The 21,722-nt window shown below is 39.8% G+C and carries 17 protein-coding genes; 16 read left to right on the top strand and 1 reads right to left on the bottom strand.

The window, feature by feature from the left end; all coding sequences use genetic code 11:
• Position 1 precedes the first annotated feature (1 nt).
• The 4 genes from MOZ60_RS08585 to MOZ60_RS08570 are packed head-to-tail and all read left to right on the top strand — an operon-like array spanning position 2 to position 5,126.
• Entirely contained in the window at positions 2-1,756 is a 1,755-nt protein-coding gene (locus MOZ60_RS08585; RefSeq protein WP_370596363.1) for an AIPR family protein, read from the top strand.
• 16 nt (positions 1,757-1,772) lie between these two features.
• A complete protein-coding gene (locus MOZ60_RS08580) occupies positions 1,773-3,389 on the top strand; it encodes a DNA cytosine methyltransferase (protein ID WP_370596362.1) in 1,617 nt (538 codons plus the stop codon).
• Positions 3,390-3,420: 31 nt separating this feature from the next.
• On the top strand, positions 3,421-3,801 hold the full coding sequence (locus MOZ60_RS08575; protein WP_370596361.1) for a very short patch repair endonuclease: 381 nt from the start codon (positions 3,421-3,423) through the stop codon (positions 3,799-3,801).
• A 5-nt stretch (positions 3,802-3,806) separates the two neighbouring features.
• Entirely contained in the window at positions 3,807-5,126 is a 1,320-nt protein-coding gene (locus MOZ60_RS08570) for a restriction endonuclease (RefSeq protein ID WP_370596360.1), read from the top strand.
• A 365-nt stretch (positions 5,127-5,491) separates the two neighbouring features.
• Here the strand turns inward: MOZ60_RS08570 and MOZ60_RS08565 are convergent, their stop codons facing one another.
• On the bottom strand, positions 5,492-6,703 hold the full coding sequence (locus MOZ60_RS08565) for a PucR family transcriptional regulator (protein WP_370596359.1): 1,212 nt from the start codon (positions 6,701-6,703) through the stop codon (positions 5,492-5,494).
• 115 nt (positions 6,704-6,818) lie between these two features.
• Between MOZ60_RS08565 and MOZ60_RS08560 the strand changes: the two genes are divergently transcribed.
• The 12 genes from MOZ60_RS08560 (at position 6,819) to MOZ60_RS08505 (ending at position 21,078) form a co-directional block, all read left to right on the top strand.
• Positions 6,819-8,750: an oxidoreductase gene (locus MOZ60_RS08560; protein WP_370596358.1), complete on the top strand. Its 1,932-nt coding sequence runs from the start codon at positions 6,819-6,821 to the stop codon at positions 8,748-8,750.
• 195 nt (positions 8,751-8,945) lie between these two features.
• Positions 8,946-10,073, top strand: a complete 1,128-nt coding sequence (locus tag MOZ60_RS08555; protein ID WP_370596357.1) for an IS110 family RNA-guided transposase — start codon at positions 8,946-8,948, stop codon at positions 10,071-10,073.
• Positions 10,074-11,127: 1,054 nt separating this feature from the next.
• A complete protein-coding gene (locus tag MOZ60_RS08550; RefSeq protein WP_370596356.1) occupies positions 11,128-13,752 on the top strand; it encodes a PRD domain-containing protein in 2,625 nt (874 codons plus the stop codon).
• A gap of 5 nt (positions 13,753-13,757) precedes the next feature.
• Positions 13,758-14,174: a PTS sugar transporter subunit IIA gene (locus MOZ60_RS08545; protein ID WP_370596355.1), complete on the top strand. Its 417-nt coding sequence runs from the start codon at positions 13,758-13,760 to the stop codon at positions 14,172-14,174.
• A gap of 22 nt (positions 14,175-14,196) precedes the next feature.
• Positions 14,197-14,661 (top strand): PTS sugar transporter subunit IIB, encoded by a 465-nt coding sequence (locus MOZ60_RS08540; RefSeq protein WP_370596354.1) that lies wholly within the window; start codon positions 14,197-14,199, stop codon positions 14,659-14,661.
• A 35-nt stretch (positions 14,662-14,696) separates the two neighbouring features.
• A complete protein-coding gene (locus MOZ60_RS08535; protein WP_370596353.1) occupies positions 14,697-15,494 on the top strand; it encodes a PTS mannose/fructose/sorbose/N-acetylgalactosamine transporter subunit IIC in 798 nt (265 codons plus the stop codon).
• Between the two features lie 20 nt (positions 15,495-15,514).
• Positions 15,515-16,354, top strand: a complete 840-nt coding sequence (locus MOZ60_RS08530) for a PTS system mannose/fructose/sorbose family transporter subunit IID (RefSeq protein WP_370596352.1) — start codon at positions 15,515-15,517, stop codon at positions 16,352-16,354.
• Between the two features lie 50 nt (positions 16,355-16,404).
• Positions 16,405-17,376: an SIS domain-containing protein gene (locus MOZ60_RS08525; RefSeq protein WP_370596351.1), complete on the top strand. Its 972-nt coding sequence runs from the start codon at positions 16,405-16,407 to the stop codon at positions 17,374-17,376.
• Positions 17,377-17,446: 70 nt separating this feature from the next.
• The gene (locus MOZ60_RS08520; protein WP_370596350.1) at positions 17,447-18,823 is read left to right on the top strand and encodes an MATE family efflux transporter; all 1,377 of its coding nucleotides are present in this window, start codon (positions 17,447-17,449) and stop codon (positions 18,821-18,823) included.
• Positions 18,795-19,454, top strand: coding sequence for an HAD family hydrolase (locus tag MOZ60_RS08515; protein ID WP_370596349.1), 660 nt, complete (start codon positions 18,795-18,797; stop codon positions 19,452-19,454). Before MOZ60_RS08520 ends, MOZ60_RS08515 begins: the two co-directional genes overlap by 29 nt.
• Complete coding sequence (locus MOZ60_RS08510; protein ID WP_370596348.1) at positions 19,451-20,533, top strand: SIS domain-containing protein; 1,083 nt, start codon at positions 19,451-19,453, stop codon at positions 20,531-20,533. Before MOZ60_RS08515 ends, MOZ60_RS08510 begins: the two co-directional genes overlap by 4 nt.
• Entirely contained in the window at positions 20,530-21,078 is a 549-nt protein-coding gene (locus tag MOZ60_RS08505) for a hypothetical protein (protein WP_370596347.1), read from the top strand. The genes MOZ60_RS08510 and MOZ60_RS08505 overlap by 4 nt, the downstream gene beginning before the upstream one ends.
• The last annotated feature ends 644 nt before the right edge of the window (positions 21,079-21,722 follow it).

The raw sequence follows: 21,722 nt of genomic DNA, 5'->3' as shown, positions 1-21,722 counted from the left end.
CATGGATCAGAAGCTACTGGATTTCTACCATGAATTTAACGATGAAGTTAAGCAGTACATGATAGATCATGCGAATACGAATATGTCAGCAGCCTTCAAAGAAGTGTTTCTTTCATATTTGAACGAAAATGAAGTAACAACTTTAGCGGATACGACCTTAGTAGAGTTTAAAAAAGACTCAGAAAATATGCGCCTTGATGGGTATGCTTACAGCGAATACTTTCATTCTTTAACCCTGCTTGTATGTAAGTGTGACTCGAAGCCTGAACCAGAGATGCTCTGGAAGAAGGATATTGATAAGTTTGTCCGTAAGGCTGTGAAATTCTTAAAAACATGTGATACGGATACATTTGATGATTTGGAGCCGACAAGCGACGGGTACCAGGCATATGAGGCAATCAAGGCAGTAGCTTCAGAGATTGAAACAGTTAACGTAATCTTTATAACGAACGATACTGCAAAGAATTATGTTCCGGATGATATGAAGTTCAGAAGGATTCCGATCAAGTTCGATATTTATGATATCGAGAAACTGTATCATCTAGTACTGTCTGGCGATGTTGAATATAAGCCGCTTATCATTAGGCTGAAAAATAAATATCATCAAGAACTTCCTATGATCAAAGTCCCTGGTGAGAACAAAATCTATGATTGTTTTGTGGGTGTTATTCCAGGCAGTCTTCTTGCACATATTTATAAAGATGAAGGACAGGATCTTATTCAAAAGAACGTCAGGTCATACCTTCAGGCAACTGGCAAGGTAAACAAAGGTATTAAGGTATCCCTTGCCAAGGAACCGGAAATGTTCATGGCATACAACAACGGCATATCAACCATTGCCGATTCGATAGAAGTCGATGAAAAGAAGTCCGGCAACGGCATTGTCAGCATAAAGGAAATTACAGGATGGCAGATAGTCAATGGTGGCCAGACCACTGCGTCTATTTATAATGCCTATCAGAATAAGCTGCCGCTCGATGCCGTGAATGTACAGGTTAAACTTTCTGTAATCAAGGATCAGGAGCGGGCGGTTGAAATCGCAAGCAACATTTCAAAATATGCAAACAGCCAGAACAAAATTAATATGTCTGACTTTAATGCTAATGATGAATATCATATCAAAATGGAGCAGATTTCCAGGCGGACTTTCATCCCAGTTGAAAAAGGAAAGGAAACGGAGCAGTGGTTCTATGAGCGGGCCAGGGGTCAGTATATGGTTGAGCTTAATCGACAGTCGACCCCTAAGGCAAAGAAGGAGTTTAAGGAAAGGATTCCCAAAAAGCGCTGTGTATCTAAAACGGTGGCTGCAAAATGCCTAATGGCATACATGGGATACCCATATTATGTGAGTAAAGGATTGGAATCCAACTTTGTTATTTTTTCAGACATGGTTAAAAGCGGGCAAGTCCCGCAGCCAACTCAAGCGGTTTACATTGATATGATCGCTAAGGTAATCCTCTTTCAGCAATGCGACAAAATTGTTGCCAGTCTGAACTTTGGAGGATACAAAGCACAAATAAATTATTACGTGATGGCGCTTATTGGAAAGTATTATGAAAATCTTTTTGATACGAACTATATCTGGAAAAATCAAATGATTTCCCCGGAGATGGTCAATGTTATAGAAGATTTAGCACTAAAGGTATGGAATCATTTCCAAAATCCTGTAGTGCGTGGTATTAACATTAGCCAATGGTGCAAAAAGGAAGACTGCTGGACATTGTTGCAGTCTCGCTTTGAAAATAATGAATTATAGGATCGAGTCAAAATACATGTATAAATACAAACTGATAGATTTATTTGCTGGCGCGGGCGGTTTAAGTTTAGGCTTTAAGCAGACAGGAAGATTTGATATTAAAGCTTTCGTAGAGAAAAATCATCACGCGGCTGAAACATATCAACATAATTTTAGAGGGGCTGATTGGTATGAAGATGTACAGGGCCTGAATTTTAGAGAGCTTAATGAAAAGTACGGCGGAATAGATGTTGTTATCGGAGGCCCACCGTGCCAGGGATTCAGTAATGCCAATAGACAGCACAATCAGGCGATCAATCTTAACAACAAACTCGTGAAGCAATATATCCGTGCTGTACTCGAGATTCGGCCGAAAGCTTTTGTAATGGAAAACGTCAGCATGCTTAAGTCGGATGTCCACCGTTTTTATATTGAAAGTACAGACGAAGAAACTATTCAGAAGTACGGAATCAAGACAAAAACCGATTTTATTTTCTTGCTTGATCAGGAATATGTATTTGACGGCGCTGCAGAACTGGTAGGGGATTCCAATCAGATAAAAATGAATCGTTGGAATTCACTGCTCTATATGTATCTAAATATTTGGCAAAAAGACTCTGCCAGCGAGAAGAAATTTAATGCAGCAATTGATAGGCATTCTGCTGCAATAAAAAAACTGATCGAGGAATATGAGCCGGCTGAAAATGAGGTTATTCTGGCGGCAGACCGGGAGCTGTTTGACTGTATACGAAATGAGAAAAATCTCAAAGACGAAAAGGATGTGCTGAAGAATTTACTGAAGAAGCCACTTGCATATCAAAAAATGCTCCTATATGCACAAGAAATACATGACAATAATATTGGAGCTCAGTATACAGCTGCAGATGACGAAGGGAATCCGACCAATTTAAGAGCGGTTGTTCAGTCTTGTGCTGTCTATGATTATTTAACCGGCATCCTGGAGGCCGGTGAAAATGGATACGCAATCAATAAAGGAATTCTGTCTGCAGAGGAATTTGGAATTCCTCAAAAGCGAAGAAGATTTGTCCTGATTGGTGTGAGGAAGCGCTATACAGAAAGCGTAGACATGCCGGAACCATCGAAGGATGTAGAAAGAACTACAGTTCATGATGCAATATACGATCTGACCGCGATGGCCCCATATACATCAGTTCAAGATGATAAGGGTTGGTATGTTGGAACAATTCTTAATCGTCCGAATAAAAAGCTTGGCTTTCTGCGAGATAACGATGGTGTAGTGAAAAATCATATTATTCCAAAGACAACACCAGAGGCACTGAAACGGTTTAAACATATTAAGCAGGGCCAGAATTTTCATGACCTTCCAGAAGAACTGAAGACAAATACATATACGGATGTGGCAAGAACACAGAATACCATCTATAAGAGATTGGTGGACCGTGAGCCTTCAGGTACTGTTGTCAATGTTAGAAAATCGATGTGGATTCATCCGACAGAAGATCGAGCGGTTTCTGTAAGAGAAGCTGCCCGTCTTCAGACATTTCCAGATTCTTTTGGTTTCTGCGGACCGAAGGATTCGCAGTACCAGCAGGTAGGAAATGCTGTTCCACCAATGCTTTCCAGAGCGATTGCAGAACAGCTGCTGAAGTATATAGATAAGAAAAATGGCTGATAACCACACTGAAGAACAGCGACATGAGAATATGTCGCACATTCGATATAAAGATACAAAACCAGAAGAAATTGTCCGGGAGTACCTGTTTTCAAAAGGGCTGAGATATAGAAAGAATGTCAACTACCTGCCAGGCAGACCAGATATTGTTCTTAGAAAATATAATGCCGTAGTCTTTGTGAACGGATGTTTTTGGCATCATCATGACTGTGGCAGGTTTCATTGGCCGTCCTCTAATACGGAATATTGGCATAAAAAGATAGACAGAAATGTTGAGAGAGATAGAGAAGAACGAAAAATGCTGGAAGACGCAGGATGGCGGGTTTTCGTTATATGGGAATGCGAAGTAAAAAAGAAAGTTAGGCAGGAAAATCTGGAAAAACTTTATAATGAAATTATTGGAAGGGAGTAGGACAGATGCTTGAAATTGGAAAAGTATACAGGCAGTCCCGTTCTGTGAAAGATCCCAAAGTCCTAACCGTTGATGGGCTTCCAAACTTTTATCATGAAACAGCGGTACCAAACGCAGGCACACAGTTCGATGTGCAGAGAGGAATTCACGTCTGCAGAAAAATTAAAGGGGCTGATGGCAAGGAACGGATTCCACTTATTATCATTACGAGCAGCCCATTTAAAGCAGGAAGTGAAGATAATCCTTGGAGTGATAAATACGATCCAGATCATGGATATATCCGCTATTATGGTGACAATAAATTTTCCGGGAAAAAACCGGAAGATGCTCCGGGAAATAAGGCATTACTCGATCTCATGAAGGTCTATCAAAGCCCTGATAAGGCAGTTCGTGCAACAGAGGCTGTTCCGCTTTTGTATTTTGAAAGAGTGACTGTTGATGGCAGGCCTAAGGGCAACCTTCGGTTTCATGGATTTGGCGTGGCAGAGAATGCACATCTTGTTACGCAATATACTATAGTGGACAAAAAGACTGGAGAAAAAGAGTTTTTTTCAAACTATCAGTTTGACTTTGTGGTTTTCAGTTTAAAAAAGGATTGCGAAAATTTTGATTTCATTAAATGGATTACGGCTAGATATGATGAAAAATTATCCGCTGAACAGACAAATCAGTACGCTCCACATTCATGGAGAGACTGGATAAATTTTGGATCCGATGGACTTTCGCAGGTAAGAAGAAATATTGCTGGCAATGGAATTGTAAAACCCGCAGCCCAGGTTCCCGCGGTTGGAAGCGCAGATTATAAACTGCTTCAGAAAATTTATGAGTATTACCCAACGAGTACTTTAAAGCACAAGTTTGAATTCCTTGCAATGGAGGTGACTAGGAAGGTAATAGAGGAAAACGGAGCTTCATGTACTCCTGGATGGATTACCCAACAATCTTCGGATCATGGTATTGATTATGTTCTCCGCCTAAATGTGGGAATGGATGATCTTTCAGGTATCAGAATAGTTATACTTGGTCAGGCAAAGTGTACTGATCCTTCTAAACCAACAAATGGAAGGGATATTGCGAGAACAGTAGCAAGATTGAAGCGAGGATGGATCGGAGCTTATGTGACAACCTCATTCTTTTCTGAGTCAGTTCAAAAAGAAGTGCATGAAGATGATTATCCATTAATGATGATCAACGGGAAAAAGGTAGCACAAATTGTTCAAAAAGAACTTTTTGAAAAAAAGATGACACTTAGTGATTATCTTGATTCTTTGGAAAAAGTCGGTGTTCGTGAGAATAGAGCACCAGAAGATATACTTGATTTATAAAGTCATGGTGACAGGCTCATGCTTGTTGCCATTTTTAAGTACGCTAAGTATGGGACAACTTGACGGTGAAGTGTTGCTATGCACCTGGCGGTAGAAATCGTTTGCCAAAGATGCAATTGTTTGTTGTAAAACGTGATATGAGGAAAGCTGGATATTCAAAGATATGATTATTAATGCTCTGATTGATTGACGAATCTCAGACCAGTAAACTATCCATTTTCAAGTATTGTTATGATCTTTAATTTCTCATAGTATGAATAGCCATGATGGAAAAGCTACATAAAACCACTTTATTTTGAAACTCTTTTTGGGTGGTATATGAATACGTTCATTCTTGAGACAGGTTAATAGGAAGATGCGTACTATTATCTCTCATGCTGTAAGCGATTGTACCAGGTGTCCATCATGTATGAAAAACGTATTGATTCCAGAAGCGATGTGTCCTGTATGGAGATGCCGAACTTTTCATTAAGCATCTCAAGGCGGTAATTGACAGTATTTCGATGCACATTCATTGACTTTGCAGTACGTGTGATATTGTAGCCGCATTCAAGCAGTGTCTGTATTGTTTTGACAAAGTCAGTTGCGTGAAGCATGTCATATTCTTTTAGCTGCCTGTATTGGTCGGAAATTGCTGACTCGCACCATTGTGGGCCAGCAAGATCGATGATTTCATAGGGCAGATACTCGCTGAAACGGTACAAGCTTTTCCCAGGATGAATTATCTGACCGGTTTTACGCACTGCAAGAGTTTGCTCAAAATATTCTTTCATTGTCGAAAGACTGGAAAAAGAATTAGAAATACCTCCACGAAGATGATAGCGAGTGAAAGCTTGTTCAATCTCTGCGAGATATTTATTCAGTACTTTGCAATCAGTGTAATTAAGGAGCAAAAAAATTCCTGCTCTGTAAGGAAAGACGATGGAGCCTGGAATTGTGCGCAAAGTTTCAATCAAGTAGGAGGCGTACTGCTTTCCTTTACGATCACTAGGAAGTGATGCGGATATTACAGTATATGGATTTTTTGACCGGCTCTTGTATTCTTCAAGCTCATCCTGTGTAGCTTTGCCATCCAGAATCATCTTGTATTCATATTCAGAAACCGAAAGATTCAGATCGGGCGATTGATGGCCACCAATCATCAATATCCTCAGAGCATTATTGAGACATTCAACCAGATGCAGGTCGTTTTCATCAAGTTTCTTTTCAGTTTGAAAAATGATAGTATAGCCGGCAATATCCGAGCCGTACAAGATTGGAGAGAGAATTCGCGGAATTCTGCTAGCCAGACCTGATGAGTAAATAAAGCTTTTTTTCTGCGCAAACAATTTATGCGATGAGCGGTCATCTTTATATGCATGAATTGTGGATGCGCTAAAGTGACCATTCTTCTTTGCTTCATTCCAGACAAGATCATCGAACTCATCGTCAGTGATTGCAATTGTCCGGAAAGCAGCGTTTGTCAGAAGGATAGGATTATGGAAAATCTCTTTTGAAGCTAGTGTCAGAACTTCCTGAATTCCGGAACCCTTGCCAAGCTCATCAAACAGAAGAAGACTAGCGGATTCAGTTGTCATTTTCTCTATACTATTATGCATACTGCACAATTACATTAGCATAATTTTGTGTAAACAAACTAGTGAAAACATTCACCAGTTTCAATAGAATGATGCCATATGGAGGATATTCTCAATGAAATACGATAAGTTGTTTGAACCTGGAAAAGTCGGATCCTTAACACTGAAGAACCGCTTTGTTATGGGTGCAATGGGTGTTGGTTTCGCTGAACTTGGTGGTACACCGACAGACAGAACTGTAGCCTACTATGCAGAAAGAGCAAAGGGTGGATATGGACTGATCATTACAGAAGTTTCCCGTGTTCAGGAAGATGAATTCTGCACGCCGTTCGAGCCTTCCTTTGCGGACGACAAGCATATTCCTGCCTGGAAGAAAGTAACTGATGCGGTCCATCAGTATGGTGCATGCATTTTCCCGCAGCTTCATCAGCCAGGACGTCAGTATACACAGGCGATCCTCGGTCATCAGGTTTCTGCACCGTCTCCAATTGCCTGCCCAGTCTTTGATGAGACTCCGCACGAACTGACTACTGAAGAAGTCTGGAACAACATTCATTTGTTTGGCGATGCAGCAGTGCGTGCCAAGAAAGCAGGATTTGATGGTGTTGAGATTCATGCTGGCCATGGCTATCTTGTACAGCAGTTTCTTTCCCAGTTCACCAACAAGAGATTTGATGAGTTTGGCGGATCTTTGGAGAACAGAGCAAGATTTGCCTGTGAAATCTGCAAGGATATCAAGAAGAAGTGCGGCAATGACTTCCCGGTTATTATCAAACTTTCTTCAGAAGAAAAGGTTCCTGGAGGAATGACAATCTCCGATACCAAGATTTTTGCAAAGTACTTTGAAGATGCAGGCTATGATGCAATTGAAGCAACCATCTGCAACTATGCATCACTCGATTGGATGAGCGCACCGGAAGATGTACCAATGGGATTCAATGCCTATAACGCTGAGCAGATCAAGCAGGGTGTTTCGATCCCGGTATTTGCTATTGACAGAATCAATACACCTGAGATTGCTGAAGATATTCTGGAGACCGGAAAGGCAGATTTTGTGTCAATTTCAAGACAGTCTCTTGCTGAACCAAACTTCCCGAATCTTGTAAAAGAAGGTAGGATTTCTGAAATCAATCCATGCATTAACTGCCTGCAGTCCTGCATGGGCTATATGACAGATCCAAAACATTTGCAGGCATGCTGCCTGGTTAACCCTAGAGTTGGTCATGAAGCAGAATACAAGTGGGATAAGGCGCAGAAGGTAAAGAATGTTCTTATTGCGGGTTCCGGCTCGGCTGGCTTATATGCTGCTTATGTTGCCGCTAGACGTGGGCATAAGGTTACTGTATATGAAGCAAGTGGCAATCTTGGCGGTCAGTTCAGACTTGCTGCATTTCCGCCGGCAAAGCAGCTTCTCACTGGCCCGCTTCGTTTCTGGATCCAGGAAGGTAAGAAGCTTGGAGTTGAATATGTGCTTAATACACCTGTCACCAAAGAGCTTGTATCCGAAAAGAAGCCTGATGTCGTAATTCTTGCGACAGGTTCCAAACAGATCAAACCGAGGATTGAAGGCATTGATGGTGAGAATGTCTTTATGGCAAACGATGTATTGGAAGGTAAGGTTAAGGTAGGCCGCAATGTTCTGATTGCAGGTGCTGGCCTTGTTGGTCTTGAAACTTCTGACTTTTTAAGAGAAAGAGGTGGAAGAACCTCTACTCTGATCGATATGATTCCGGCAGTTAATTATGGTGTACTTGGCGTAGGTACGCATTTGAAGGCACGTCTTGATTCGAACAATACAAAGTATATTCTGAATGCTAAGATCAAGAAATTTACTTCAGATGGTGCAGTATATAAAAAGAACGGCTCAGAAGGGACTGCAAGTGGCTTTGATTCTATCATTATTGCCATGGGATCAAGGTCCTATAATCCACTTGAAGAAGAAGTTAAGGGACTTGCTGCTGAAACTTATGTCATCGGTGATGCTGATGAAGCCGGGCAGGCAAACCACGCCACCGAAGCAGCAGCTGCTGTTGCATTCAAACTCTAATCAGAATGATCAGGCCGCGTATCCACAGAGGAAACGTGGCTTTTTGGGTCTTGTCATCCATTTCCTTTTCTCATTCTAGACAATATGTAAAAGCCCTCCATTAACTTGTGTGTTCGAGGATCATCCCGCATACTTGTTATTGGCTTAAAAAAGAGATGGGGGAAGTTGCCTCATCCAAGAAAGGAAGGCCTTTACATGATAGCATACGTTGGAATTGATGCACACACTACAAACTACACACTCTCGACTTATCTTGAAGGATCAGCAGTACCTGTGAACACAAATACCTATTCCCCTGCTGTTGCTAACATCGTAAACTACTGCAAGGGGATCAGGAAAAAGATTGGAAATGATACAAAGATCGTTGTTGGATATGAAGCTGGCTGCCTTGGATTTAAACTGAAGCGTGATCTTGAGAAGAATGGTCTTACCGCAAAGATCCTTGCCCCTGCTTCTATTACCGGAACAGAAATAAACAGACGGCACAGGAAGAAAACAGACAAGCGGGATGCTGAAGCGATTGCCAGATCGCTGAAGAATCATGAATACAGCGAAGTCTATACCCCCGATGAAGAAGATGAATCAGTACGTGATTTCATCCGTATGCAGCAGGATCACAAGAAGCAGCTCAGAGTGATCAAACAGCAGAGCTGTGCCTTTACTACCAGGCATGGGTATCAGTATACCGATGGCAAAAGCTACTGGACAAAAAAGCACTTGAAGTGGCTTAAAGAACTTCCGTTGGAGGGAATTAATAAGGAAACACTGGATGCTTACCTGCTGTCATATGAAACAGTTTCTGATCGTCTGGAACAGATGAATAGACGCATTGAAGAGATCGCTGAAAAGAATAAATACCGTGAGGCAGTGCACAAACTGATCTGTTTTAAGTCGATCAAGGTTCTTACTGCTCTGGCTTTGATTGTGGAGATTGGGGATTTCACCAGATTCGTTAAAGCAAAGAACTTTGCGGCATTTCTGGGTCTGGTTGCAGGAGAACTCAGCAGCAGCGATGATCAGAATCAGACGGGAATAACAAAACAGGGAAACACCTTTTTGAGAAAACTCTTTGTCGAATGTGCACAATCCTTCTCACGGGCATCATACGGCAAAAGTGAAGCTCTGAAGAAGCGGCAGGAAGGCAACGCTCCTGAAGTCATTGCATATGCGGACAGAGCGAATGAACGCCTCCGGAAGAGATACATGCGTCTTGTGCTTCACAATCGAAAGAGCCATAACAAAGCAACAGTAGCCATAGCACGTGAGCTGGCATGCTTTATATGGGGAATGATGACAGGCAATATTCATACTGTTCTTGCGTAAGATGATTTCATCGATTGCAAGGAATCAGCCAGGACTTACGTTGAATAATGCAGAAGAAATCAATAAATGACAGAAACATAGAAACAGGAGGGATATGAATTAGATTGAAGGCATCAGGAAGGAGCAGCCCGGATTTGAACTGGATGGTTCAGCTATCTGCGATGATTCTATGATGGCGCTGTTTCATGGTGATCCACGATTTTAGACAGCAGAGCTGGCGGCGAAACCATTGGCCTGTGGGGTGGGAGAGCATTTGTCCCTGATACACGTATAACAGAATGGCTAAATACCGCGAACTGTTGAAAATCCGAGACTCTTTCCTCATGCCTTCAACAGCAAAGAAAAAATATTGAATCAATCCGAAACTAGCACTTGACATTGGCTTTTACATAACAGAATCTCTTGTGATCAGAATCTATCAGAAATACTGATGGCGAGAAAATCCGGCATTATTGTTACGTGTTAGATCTAAAAAGAGATCATTGAATGATGAGTTACCAAGGACTTAAATCTAATCATTTGGCCTAAATTGGTCTTTGATACCAATTGCTCTGATACTGATGCCTTGTAAAACAATTTTACATTAATGCTGCGTTCATATAATTGAATTGGAAAACCCATCTCAAAGAATGTTTAGAAGAGGGACAATAATTGAGCTGAGCCGTGATCCATGCTATTTGTGCAACCTTTTCCAACAGAGTTAACTAAGCGTACAATAAACTCCAAAAAAATCTCTCTTGAATCATTACAGCCATTGGTGATTTGTCCTCACGATGGCTGTTTTCTTTTATTTCTATAGCTTATTGACTAACTTTGGAAAGAAAACTCTTTGTTTTTTCTAACTGTCAATGTCGTGATTGTTTTCCTTGCCTTGTTTTGAATCGATAAGACATATTTTCGACTGATAAGTATTACTTGCTCAATCAGATTAAATTTTCTGTCGAAAACGAAACAAAGTGTTTTCTTAATAAAGAAATAAAAGGAATTGTGTTGTAAATTTGCAACAAATGTAAAATGCGATGGTTCATACATAGAATGGAGACTGTAAACAGATATGAACAAAACAACGAAGGAAATAATCAGCGATTATCTTGCTGATTCAACAAAAAAATTTGATTTGGTAAACGGAGATCCAATGACGACGGTTGCTATCTCTGATTCTCTGCATATATCCAGAACAGTTGCTTCACAGTATTTAAATGAATTGTGTGAAGAGGGAAAGGTATTCAAAGTGAAGAGCAGACCGGTCTATTTCTTCAGTACGGAAATTCTAAAGAAAAAATATGGGCTGGATGTCAGAAACTGTGAGTTTGTTGATCTTCAAGAAATGACAGAGTATCTGCAGCAGAAGGGACAACTGATGGATGTCTTCCGTTCTCTGATTGGATATGATGGATCATTAAGAAGATCGATTAAAAGATGTATAGAAGTATTCAACTATCCACCTAGCGGGCTTACATTAGCCATCTATGGGAACGAAGGGACGGGAAAGAGAACATTGGCTGATCTTCTTTGTAAGCATTCATTGATTCGCAAGGGTATTGTTACAAAGGATACTAAGGTTATTAAACGAGACTTATCGGTCAATGACCCCTTTCTTACCGATAAGATTGAAGCTTACGTAGATGAGCACTGCAAGGAATCACATGTCATTATTCTATCCCATTTTGAGGATATCAATGAAAAGCTTACATCATATCTGATACGGTTCTTTGAAAAAGGTCTGAATCGTAAGATTCACTTTATCTTTCTTTCTCAAAAACGTCTGGATGATTTTCTTCCTCCTTCCTTAGCAAAGTATGTGCCGGTTGCTGTGCATATTAGAGACTTCCATGAAAGGCCAAAAGAAGAGAGAGAGGGAATCATTCTTGAGCTGTTTAGAAGAGAAGAAATCAATCTCAATGTGCATATATTTATTAGCTCAAACGTTTTACGAGTGCTGGTCAATTTTAGACAGGAGTCCAGCATTGAAGATCTCAGTAAGAAGGTTAAGCTGATGTGCGCACAGGCAATCAATGAACAAAACAGTGATGAGATACAAATTCATACAGCATATCTGCCAGAGGATTTGGTTGAATCGATTGAACTCTCTACAGATAACGTTGCATATATTGACTGTGAAGCAGAAGAAGCAAACCATAGAAATGATGGATATCTTGAATTCCTGGATGGAGTGCTGGATGCCTGCAAAGGTTCTGATAATACAAAGATTCTTGAAAAGTACAGAGCAGTCTATGAGATGGTTTGCGAATCCATTCTGTCTTCGTCAAAGAATGAACAGACTTTAAGAGGAGCAGAAGCAGCATTAGGAAAGATTATTAACTGGGTTGCCTCAAAGCATTTCATTAATATTCCAGGGAACTTTAATTTCATTCTTGCTACTTTGCTGTGTATCTGCAGTGAACAGGAAACTAGGTTCGAAAAATGGCAGTCTGATCAAAAAGAAAAGATTAAGGAATCACAGAATAGAATAGAACGTTTGTTCGTAACAGAAACCATCATAACGGATGAAATTTGTTCCCTCTCTCTTTTGAATCTGGAAGAAGAAATTCCAGTAATATTCCGTATAGTTATGACCCTTGCTATTGCTTCCTACAATGCAGATCTTAATAAGAACGCAGTATTTGGCGTCATTATCTGTCATGGGTATTCTACTGCGACATCGATAGCTGGCGCAGTAAATACATTGATTGGTTCCTATATCTTTGACTCTATCGATATGCCGGTTATGACCACAGTGGATGAGATTAAAGCAACACTTCGAGAAAAGCTGTCAAGGATCAATCCCCACGCAGATATATGCATAATGGTGGATATGGGATCGCTGGAAAATTTGATCGACGAAGATTTGACTCGAAATAGAAACATTGCCATTGTAAATAACGTAACAACAAAGATGGCACTTGATATCGGATACAAGATTAAAAACGGTGTCCCGATTGATCAATTCTTTGCAAATTTCGAAGAGGATTTCAGAATCGATCATGCCCTTTACGTAGAAAAGAAAAAGGATGTCATTCTCTTTACTAGCGAAAGTGGTTTCCAGACAGCACAGAGAATGGCAAAATTGTTTGCTGATTCATTCCCAGTTGAAATTCCAGTAGAATTACGCCCTGTTATGTTTGATTCTCTGAATGAGGAAATTGTAGATTTGACACAGAAATACAATGTCCTTTTTGTTACAGGGACGGATAATCCCGGAAATCTGAATGTGACCTATATTCCACTCGAAGATATCGTTACCACAACAAATCTAGATCTTGTCTCTTCTAAACTCCACGGGTATATGGATGAGAAAAATCTAAGACAGCTGATTATCAACATTCGCTCTAATTTTTCATTGATGAATGTGCTGAATTATCTGACGATTCTCAATCCGAAACCGTTGATGGATGCAACAACGATGGCAATTGATGATCTTCAGAAGAGAAGAAAAGTTGAACTAGAAGGCAGAACGTTAGTTGGAATTTACATTCATGTCTGTATTCTGATTGAGCGATTGGTTACAAAAAATGGTGTTATTCGAAATGACAGTGCAACGGGAGAATTTGTGAAGAATCACCAAGACTTCATTAAAGATATTCGCGCTTCATTCAAATCAATTGAAAAACAATACAATATCACAATTCCAGATTCGGAAATGAAGTATATCTATTCATTTATTTACAAAGAGGACTGAATCAAATGAAGGAAAGAAAAGTTGTGATTGTCACACATGGAAAGCTAGCAGAAGGATTTAAGTCAGCACTTGAAATCATTACAGGTGCTCAAAATGTGGAAGCCTACAATTGTTATACATCTCCGGATTTCAACCTAAATGATCTGATTGAAAAAATTATGAAGAGTGTGAATAAGGAAAAAGAAGAACTCTTTGTCTTTACGGATCTGCTTGGTGGCTCTGTTAACAATGGATTTATAAAGGCACTAAAAGATTATGACTTCCATTTGATTACCAATACAACACTTGGTCTGCTTATTGATTTCTTGCTTGTTCAACCGGACATCAATATGCTCAGAGAAAAACTGAAATCAAATGAATTCAATGCTGTGTACTGTAATGATTGCTTTAACAGTATGAGCAATATTGAAGAAGATCTGTAAAAAGAGAAATGGAGGTGAAATTATGATCAAGGCATTACGGATCGACCATCGTCTGGTTCATGGACAGGTAGCATTTACTTGGACTCATTTCCTGGCTGCAACGAGGATCATTGTGATTGACACCAAGGCTGCATCTGATGACTTTCAGAAGATGGCATTAAACATGGCAAAGCCTGCTGGTTGCAAACTGAATGTATTTTCCGCAGAAAGGGCACTCGAAAAAGCAGAAAAAATTGATTCACTTTCTGACAATGTATTCATTATTTTCGGGAATACCAAGGATGCAGCTACCTACATTACAGGGCACCCTGTATTCAAAGAATTAAATGTAGGTGGAATTGCCAAAAAGGAAGGTTCCAAGAATTATGCTGATGTTGTTTATCTGACACCGGATGAAGAAGATGACCTTCGTAGAATCATGGCAACAGGTTGCAATGTATTCATGCAGCAGTTGCCTACAACAAAACGTGAATCACTGAAACTGTGATAACACACCGCATCACTATCGAAAGGAGGGAAAGTATGAAACTGCTTCAAACAATGATAGTGGTATTAATTTCTGTTCTGATGATTCTTGACTCAAGAATGCTCGGAAGACTTAACTTCGAAAGACCATTAATGACATGTACACTCTGTGGTTTGTTACTTGGTAATCTTCCTGTCGGACTTGCTGTAGGGGCTCAGATGGAACTCGCAACGTTAGGCATGATGTCTATCGGGGCTTCAGGTATTGATATGAACATGGGCTCACTTGTAGGATGTGCAATCTGTATCATGACAGGAGCGGATATTGAAACAGCCATAACTGTTGCTGTACCAATGACTCTTCTTTGCACTTTGATTGGCACAGTTGCTTCTGTTATCCGCATCCGCTTTACCCATATGTGTGATGAAGCTGTTGAAAAAGGAGATTTTCAGAAAGCAAAGAGAGTTGATATTGTATATGGCCCAGTTCTCTACGTACTTTGCACTATTATTCCGGTATTCCTGTCAGTTTACTTTGGTGCAGATTTCGTCCAAGCCATTGCCTCTTCAGTACCTTCCTGGGTGACAAACGGTGTTTCGCTTGGCGCCAATATCATCGCTTTCTATGGATTTGCAATGTTGTTGTCTACCATGGTCAATAGGAATACGGTTGTATTCTTCTTTGCAGGATTCCTGTTAGCAGCTTATTCCGGACTCGGACTTACGGCTATCGCATTAATGGGTATCGTCCTAGCATTTGTCTTATTCACTGTCAAGTATACAGGTGGTGGTGTTCAGGGCGGTAATAAATCTGAGTCTGATTCCTTAGATGATCTAGAAGATCTCGATAATTAATTGTCAGGAGGAAATAATCTATGTCCGAAAAAGGTTTAGAAGCACAGAGAAACTATCCGTTAAATAAGAAACTTAAAGAAATCTTCTGGGGTTCCTGGTGCATGCAGACAAACTGGAATTATGAAAGACAGATGAATACAGCATTCATGTATGGAATGTCCAGAACAATTGATCGTTTGTATCCGGATCCAGATGAAATTGATAAGAAAAAGGAAGCCTATCGGCGACATCTTGAATTCTTTAATATTACACCACAGTGTGCCGCTCTAGTCTTTGGTATCTGCATGGCTATGGAAGAGGAATACGCGGAAAATCCGGATACTTTTGACCCAGCTGCAATAAGTGGTGTAAAAGTTGCTCTGATGGGGCCGCTGTCTGGTATTGGTGATGCACTTTTCCAAGGGACAATTCGTACTATTGCAATGTCTATTGGAATCTCCCTAGCACAACGTGGAAGTATTATTGGTCCTATTCTTGCAGCATTGATTTCTATTGGTACATCTGCACCAATTACATGGTACCTTGGAAAACTTGGTTATACAAAAGGCCAAGAATTTATCAGGCAAATGTCAGAATCCAACCTTATGGAAAAGCTGATGTTTGTATGCTCAATTGCTGGTTTGTTCGTTATTGGTGGAATGTCAGCTTCTTTGGCAAATCTGACAACACCTATCAAATTTGGCGAGGCGTTTGTATTGCAAGATGTATTAGATGGCATTATGCCAAAGATGATTCCACTTGCTATGACGTGGCTTATGTATTTCATTATTAAGTCTGGTAAAGTCAAGCCAATGGTTGTTATTGTTGGATGCTTCATAGCAGGTATCATTCTGAATTACTTCGGTATTCTGGCGTGCTGAGTCACTCCTTGAATATAAATAATTAAAGAAAGGGATAAAAGGAAAAAGTTATGTACGATGTAAAAAAGATGGTTGAAGAAATCACATCACAAAAGGAAATCAAGAACATCAGTTTCACAGGCTGTGGAGGATCATTGGCTTGCTTCTTTGCTCCGCATTACTATGTAACTCATGAAGCAAAAACACTGACTACTCTTTATGAAAATGCAAATGAATTTGCAAATGATACACCGGCTTTTATTGGAGAAAACTCTATTGTAGTATGCGCTTCCCGCAGAGGTAACACAAGGCAGACTGTTGAAGCTGCAAAGAAAGCTAAGGAATGTGGGGCTACTGTAATTGGTTTACAGCTTGAAACAGACACAGAACTCGATAAGATCTGTGACTACACAATTCAATTTAAGGATACTGGTGTTGACGGTGCTCTCTATGAAGAATCCAAGGGCGCTTATGCCTTGATTATTGCCTATGAAGTTGTCAATGCAGTTGAGCATAATACAGAAACGTATGAAAAGATGAAAGCTGCAGTGAAGAAAATGAATGAGATCGTTCCGGCTGCTAAAGTTGCCTGCATTCCGGATGCTGTCAAGTTCTCAATTGATTATGCAAACAATAATATTATTTACACTATTGGTTCTGGTACCGGTTGGGCAGCTGCTCATCAGCAGACGATCTGCATCTTTATGGAAATGCAATGGATCAACTCTTCTGCAATTCACTCTGATGAATTCTTCAATGGTCCATTTGAAATCACTGATCCAGATACAGCCTTCCTTGTCTTTAAGTCTACTGGCAAGACGAGAGTCGTAGATGAAAGAGCACTTCGCTTCTTAGGAAAGTACAACAATCATACAACCGTGCTTGATGGTTATGACTATGGAATGAAGGAGTTGGGAGATGTTTCCGGATACTTTGATCATGATTTCTATAGTGAACTAATTGGAGAATATAATCATCTTCTCGCAGATCGCCGCCAGCATCCATTAAGCTGGAGAAAGTATATGTGGAAGTTCAATTACTGATAAGGCAGTAAAACGTATATCTTTGACCGGTAGATATCTGCCGGTCTTTCTTTCAAAAAGGAGGTGGCGGATGAAAAATGAAAACAGACTAGATTCCAGAATTCTGTCAATTTTGATACCGGCAATTCTTGAAAATGCCCTATTGACTCTTTCGGATATGATTCTTACAGGATATATCGGAAGACTAACAGTCACTGAAATAAGTTCGTTTGGTATAGCAGAGCGTATCTATGGAATTTACTTTGCCATATTTAAAGGCTTTGCAATTGGAACTATGGTTGTCTTTGCAAAGGCATATGGTGAATGCAATAAGGAAAAAGGGAAAAGACTATATCTGATATCACTTCTAGTGGCTTTGCCTATAGCTGTATTAATAGCTGCTCTTATTTGGTTAAAGCCAGAGTTTTTCCTTTCCAGTATGACTCATCAAAGTAAGATGCTAGCAATGGGAAGTGACTTCCTCAAAATCAATGCTTTGGTGTATCCACTTCTTGCAATCATTCACCTGAATTCATCTGCTTTTCAAGCGGATGGAAACACTAGAACACCGTTATACATTGCCTTGATTGGTAATTCTGTCAGTATTGTTTTTGGATATATCTTAATTCTTGGAATTGGACCAATTCAGGGACTAGGCATCACTGGAGCTGCAATTACAAACAGTATCCGCATCCTTGTCATGATGCTTGTAGGAATATGGCTTCTATTTGGAAGAAATGGAGAATTTGAAGGGATAGAATTAGAATCAATATTTCCAATTGAAAAAAAGGAAGTTAAGGAAATTCTGAGATTCGGCCTTCCTACTGCTGCAGGAAATTCATTTTGGAATTTTGCAACATTATTTCTGTCAGGATATATTCTTACCTATGGTCAGGAATATTACGCTGCCTATCAACTTGGATTACAAGGAGAAGGCTTCTGCGATATGATGTCAGCTGGATTTCTGACGGCTGCCATGTCACTGGCGGGAAAGGCGATTGGTGCAGGAGACGATACTCTTTATCGCCAATCATATCAAAGACTTGTGCATTTCTGCTATATTATCAGTGGAATAACAATGATGTTTCTGGCTTTATTCTCCGGTGCTGTGCTACATCTTTTGACCGATAAGGAAACTTTAATTTCCATTGCATATGTCTATCTGTTAGTGATGATTTTTTCCCAGTACCCACAGCATATGTCAAAGATTATTTATGGATTTATCAGATCATCTGGACATAGCTCTGTTCCTACAATCATTGATATGGTTGGTCTTTGGGGGGTTAGAGTATTTCTGTGTTATCTGGTTAGCTCTGTGTTTCATCTTGATATTCTTTGGATATGGATCATTATCGACGCGGATCAGTGGATTAGATACCTGTTATCTTTCGCTTTTTTCAGAATCAAACATGTAATTGACTATGTGGAGATCAGACATCGTGAAGAGTGTAAAAGCTGTCATATTTGATGTGGATGGATTGTTATTGAATACAGAATTTCTATGGTTGCAGACATGGAAGGATGTTGGCACAAAATATGGTGTACCGGCATTTGGAAGAATATTTCATCGAACAGTAGGTTTAACCGGTCAGGCAGTAAATGATATTTTGGACGAGGAACTTGGTGATTGTGCGGAAAGAATTAAACTACTTGATGAAGCCAGACAAACAGGAATGAAGAATTTGGATGAAAAAATAGCAGTTATGCCTGGTGCTCTGAATTTACTTGATTATCTGAAAGAGCACAATATTCTGGCGGCAGTTGCAACTACAACGGATCGGAAAAGGACGGATGAAAGATTAAAAAAATTGGGATTATATGATCGTTTCTCCGTAATTTTGTGCGGGGATGAAGTTATAAAGAAAAAGCCGGATCCGGAAATCTATCAAAAAGTTCTAAATAGGCTCGGACTAAAAACGGATGATGCACTGGTTCTCGAAGATACCGGATATGGAGTCCAAGCCGCACACAGCGCTGGAATTCGTGTCATCATGGTTCCGTCTGTCAATTCTGCAACAGAAGATGAAAAGGAAATTGCTTACGCTGTTGTTCAATCACTTGATGATGTTGTCAGATTATTTAGGGAGGGTAATTTATGAAGTCATTGCGTCCTTATATCAAGCGTACTCCAGATACAATTCGAAATCTGATAGCTCACATTTCAGAAAATACAGGAGAAATGAAAGCAATACTCACAGATAATAAAATTGAGCATCTTTACCTTGTTGGATCAGGAACTAGCCTGAACGCTGCATATTTTTCAAGAAGTATCTGTTCCAAAATCCTTAAAGTTCCTTGTTTTGTTTACGGTGCAATGCAGTTTGCAGATACAGTTAATTATCCAGGTGAAAACAGTGTTGTTGTGGGTATTTCTCAGGCTGGGCACTCTTACTCGACACTTCTAGCATTGGAAAAAGCCAGACAAATGGGATGCATTGGCATTGCTGTATCCAATGATAAAAATGCGATGATTAGGAAATCTGCAGATGCATTTCTACGGATTGATATGCCAGAAGAAGATATTGGTCCGAAAACAGAAGGGCTTTATGCAAGTGTTGCAACAGTTGTACTTGCTATAAATGAGATTGCATGGAACAAGGGATTGATAGATGATGAAAAGGCTGCAGCACTTCGTAATAAGCTTCTTATATGCACAGATAAGGTAGCAGAAATCAGTGACGCAGTGTGGGAATGTGGTAACAGCCATCTGATCAGACTCTCTCATTATGATGATATTGTTGTATTAGGCGCAGATGATTGCTATCCATCCGCAATGGAAGGTGCATTGAAAATATTGGAAACGACACATCTGACTGTTCGAAGCTATGAGACTGAAGAATTTATGCATGGGATTTATCATGCCATGGATAAAAATAAAATGGTTCTGGCAATTGCTGAAGGAAAGCATTATGAAAGAACAATCCGTTTGCTGGGCTATTTAAGAGATCATAAACAGTGTGAGGTTTATGCCATTTCACCGGAAAAGACGGTGGAACTGCCAAATTTTACTTATTCGTTTGACCAAGGCAATCCGTTTGTTTCTATTGAATATCTTGTTGTGCTACAGACATTGGCACAGTTTATGGCAGAAATACGTAGAATTGATTTCTCGTCAAATTCTGATCCGGATTTTCACCGTTATATGGGCAGCTATGTCTATGAGGAGAAAAAAGAATGAAATACATAATTTCCATAGCACTGATTATCATATTTATTATTGCTAGTATTGCACAGAATAAGGAAAAGAAAAAATCTGAATCAGTTCAGAATCAGCTTGTTTCCCTTCTGAAACAAGGAAGATATGATGAATTTGATACTCAGGTCAAAGATGCGTATGAAAATGGTCACCTCAACTCTTTTAACTACAATTATATGCGTATGAATCGATACATCCTGTGTAGTGATAAGAAAAATATGGATCGGATTGTAAAAGAGTTTGCTACGAAAAATCTGAGAAATATTCAGAAAGCATCCGTTTTCTCAACTGCATTGATATACTATGTTTCCGTATCTGATCGTCAAATGTGTTCGCTTTGTAATCAAAAGATCCAGCAACTTAAAGGAAATGATGATATGAAGCAAACTGCAAGTTTAGTCTATCGCATTTTTGTAGAAAAAAAGAAAGATGATCTTGCAATAGTTGAAGAAAAGCTTAAAACCTCGTCAGGACCTTCGAAACAATTTTATAAGCAGTTGATGCAGGAAATTTTGAATCTTGATTAAGGAACAGAACGCTCTATGATTACGATAAAATGTATTGGTCAAATACAAACGGTCAATTTTCATTGAAGTGTCCCTCTCATTGAAACGTCCCTTTTTGACGGGCTTTTCAAGGTGGATTAGGTAGCTGTCTTGACCAAAATCAGATATTATTTGGGTGTGGAGAGATGGTTTGGAACGCTTGAAAGGTATTCTTCCAATAGAAATTATGCTGAATTTCTACTGAAAGCTCCTCTTTAACCGGTTGGCAGTACTGGCCTTGTGACAAATCATTTAGCGAAGAATTGGTGTGAGATCTACCAGGTTGGGATTGATAAAGTGTAGCCTGTTGAGGTCAAGCACCTTTTCATTTAGCACCATTCGTGCAATCTCATAGGGTGAGTGATAGTTCAGTTTCTTCCGCACGTAGTTATTTACCTGATTAGAGATAAAGTTAATATCTTTCTGCGTAAGCTGATTCATGCTAAATCCCTTTGGAACTTTCTCACGGAAATGTTCATGGTTCTTTTCGCACTTACCTTGTTACGCCTCTCACGAAATGACCATTCGCAGATCAGATTGATTGTCACTGATCTGCTTTTTATAATGTCACCAGTTAGAAAGGAAAAAACCTCAGAGTCTTTTGTTATCTTGCGGATAATACTCTC

The sequence above is a fragment of the Grylomicrobium aquisgranense genome (assembly GCF_033971865.1).
GTDB lineage: Bacteria > Bacillota_I > Bacilli_A > Erysipelotrichales > Erysipelotrichaceae > Bulleidia > Bulleidia massiliensis.
The sequence above is the reverse complement of the archived record's forward strand: the minus strand, read 5'-3'. Positions and strand labels throughout refer to the sequence as shown.

Bases quoted from the DNA above. Each gene is read 5' to 3' on its own strand.
- MOZ60_RS08560 (WP_370596358.1), top strand. From the start codon at position 6,819: ATGAAATACGATAAGTTGTTTGAACCTGGAAAAGTCGGATCCTTAACA.
- MOZ60_RS08525 (WP_370596351.1), top strand. From the start codon at position 16,405: ATGTACGATGTAAAAAAGATGGTTGAAGAAATCACATCACAAAAGGAA.
- MOZ60_RS08580 (WP_370596362.1), top strand. From the start codon at position 1,773: ATGTATAAATACAAACTGATAGATTTATTTGCTGGCGCGGGCGGTTTA.
- MOZ60_RS08545 (WP_370596355.1), top strand. From the start codon at position 13,758: ATGAAGGAAAGAAAAGTTGTGATTGTCACACATGGAAAGCTAGCAGAA.
- MOZ60_RS08555 (WP_370596357.1), top strand. From the start codon at position 8,946: ATGATAGCATACGTTGGAATTGATGCACACACTACAAACTACACACTC.
- MOZ60_RS08520 (WP_370596350.1), top strand. From the start codon at position 17,447: ATGAAAAATGAAAACAGACTAGATTCCAGAATTCTGTCAATTTTGATA.
- MOZ60_RS08505 (WP_370596347.1), top strand. From the start codon at position 20,530: ATGAAATACATAATTTCCATAGCACTGATTATCATATTTATTATTGCT.
- MOZ60_RS08570 (WP_370596360.1), top strand. From the start codon at position 3,807: ATGCTTGAAATTGGAAAAGTATACAGGCAGTCCCGTTCTGTGAAAGAT.
- MOZ60_RS08535 (WP_370596353.1), top strand. From the start codon at position 14,697: ATGAAACTGCTTCAAACAATGATAGTGGTATTAATTTCTGTTCTGATG.
- MOZ60_RS08575 (WP_370596361.1), top strand. From the start codon at position 3,421: ATGTCGCACATTCGATATAAAGATACAAAACCAGAAGAAATTGTCCGG.
- MOZ60_RS08530 (WP_370596352.1), top strand. From the start codon at position 15,515: ATGTCCGAAAAAGGTTTAGAAGCACAGAGAAACTATCCGTTAAATAAG.
- MOZ60_RS08510 (WP_370596348.1), top strand. From the start codon at position 19,451: ATGAAGTCATTGCGTCCTTATATCAAGCGTACTCCAGATACAATTCGA.
- MOZ60_RS08550 (WP_370596356.1), top strand. From the start codon at position 11,128: ATGAACAAAACAACGAAGGAAATAATCAGCGATTATCTTGCTGATTCA.
- MOZ60_RS08565 (WP_370596359.1), bottom strand. From the start codon at position 6,703: ATGACAACTGAATCCGCTAGTCTTCTTCTGTTTGATGAGCTTGGCAAG.
- MOZ60_RS08540 (WP_370596354.1), top strand. From the start codon at position 14,197: ATGATCAAGGCATTACGGATCGACCATCGTCTGGTTCATGGACAGGTA.
- MOZ60_RS08585 (WP_370596363.1), top strand. From the start codon at position 2: ATGGATCAGAAGCTACTGGATTTCTACCATGAATTTAACGATGAAGTT.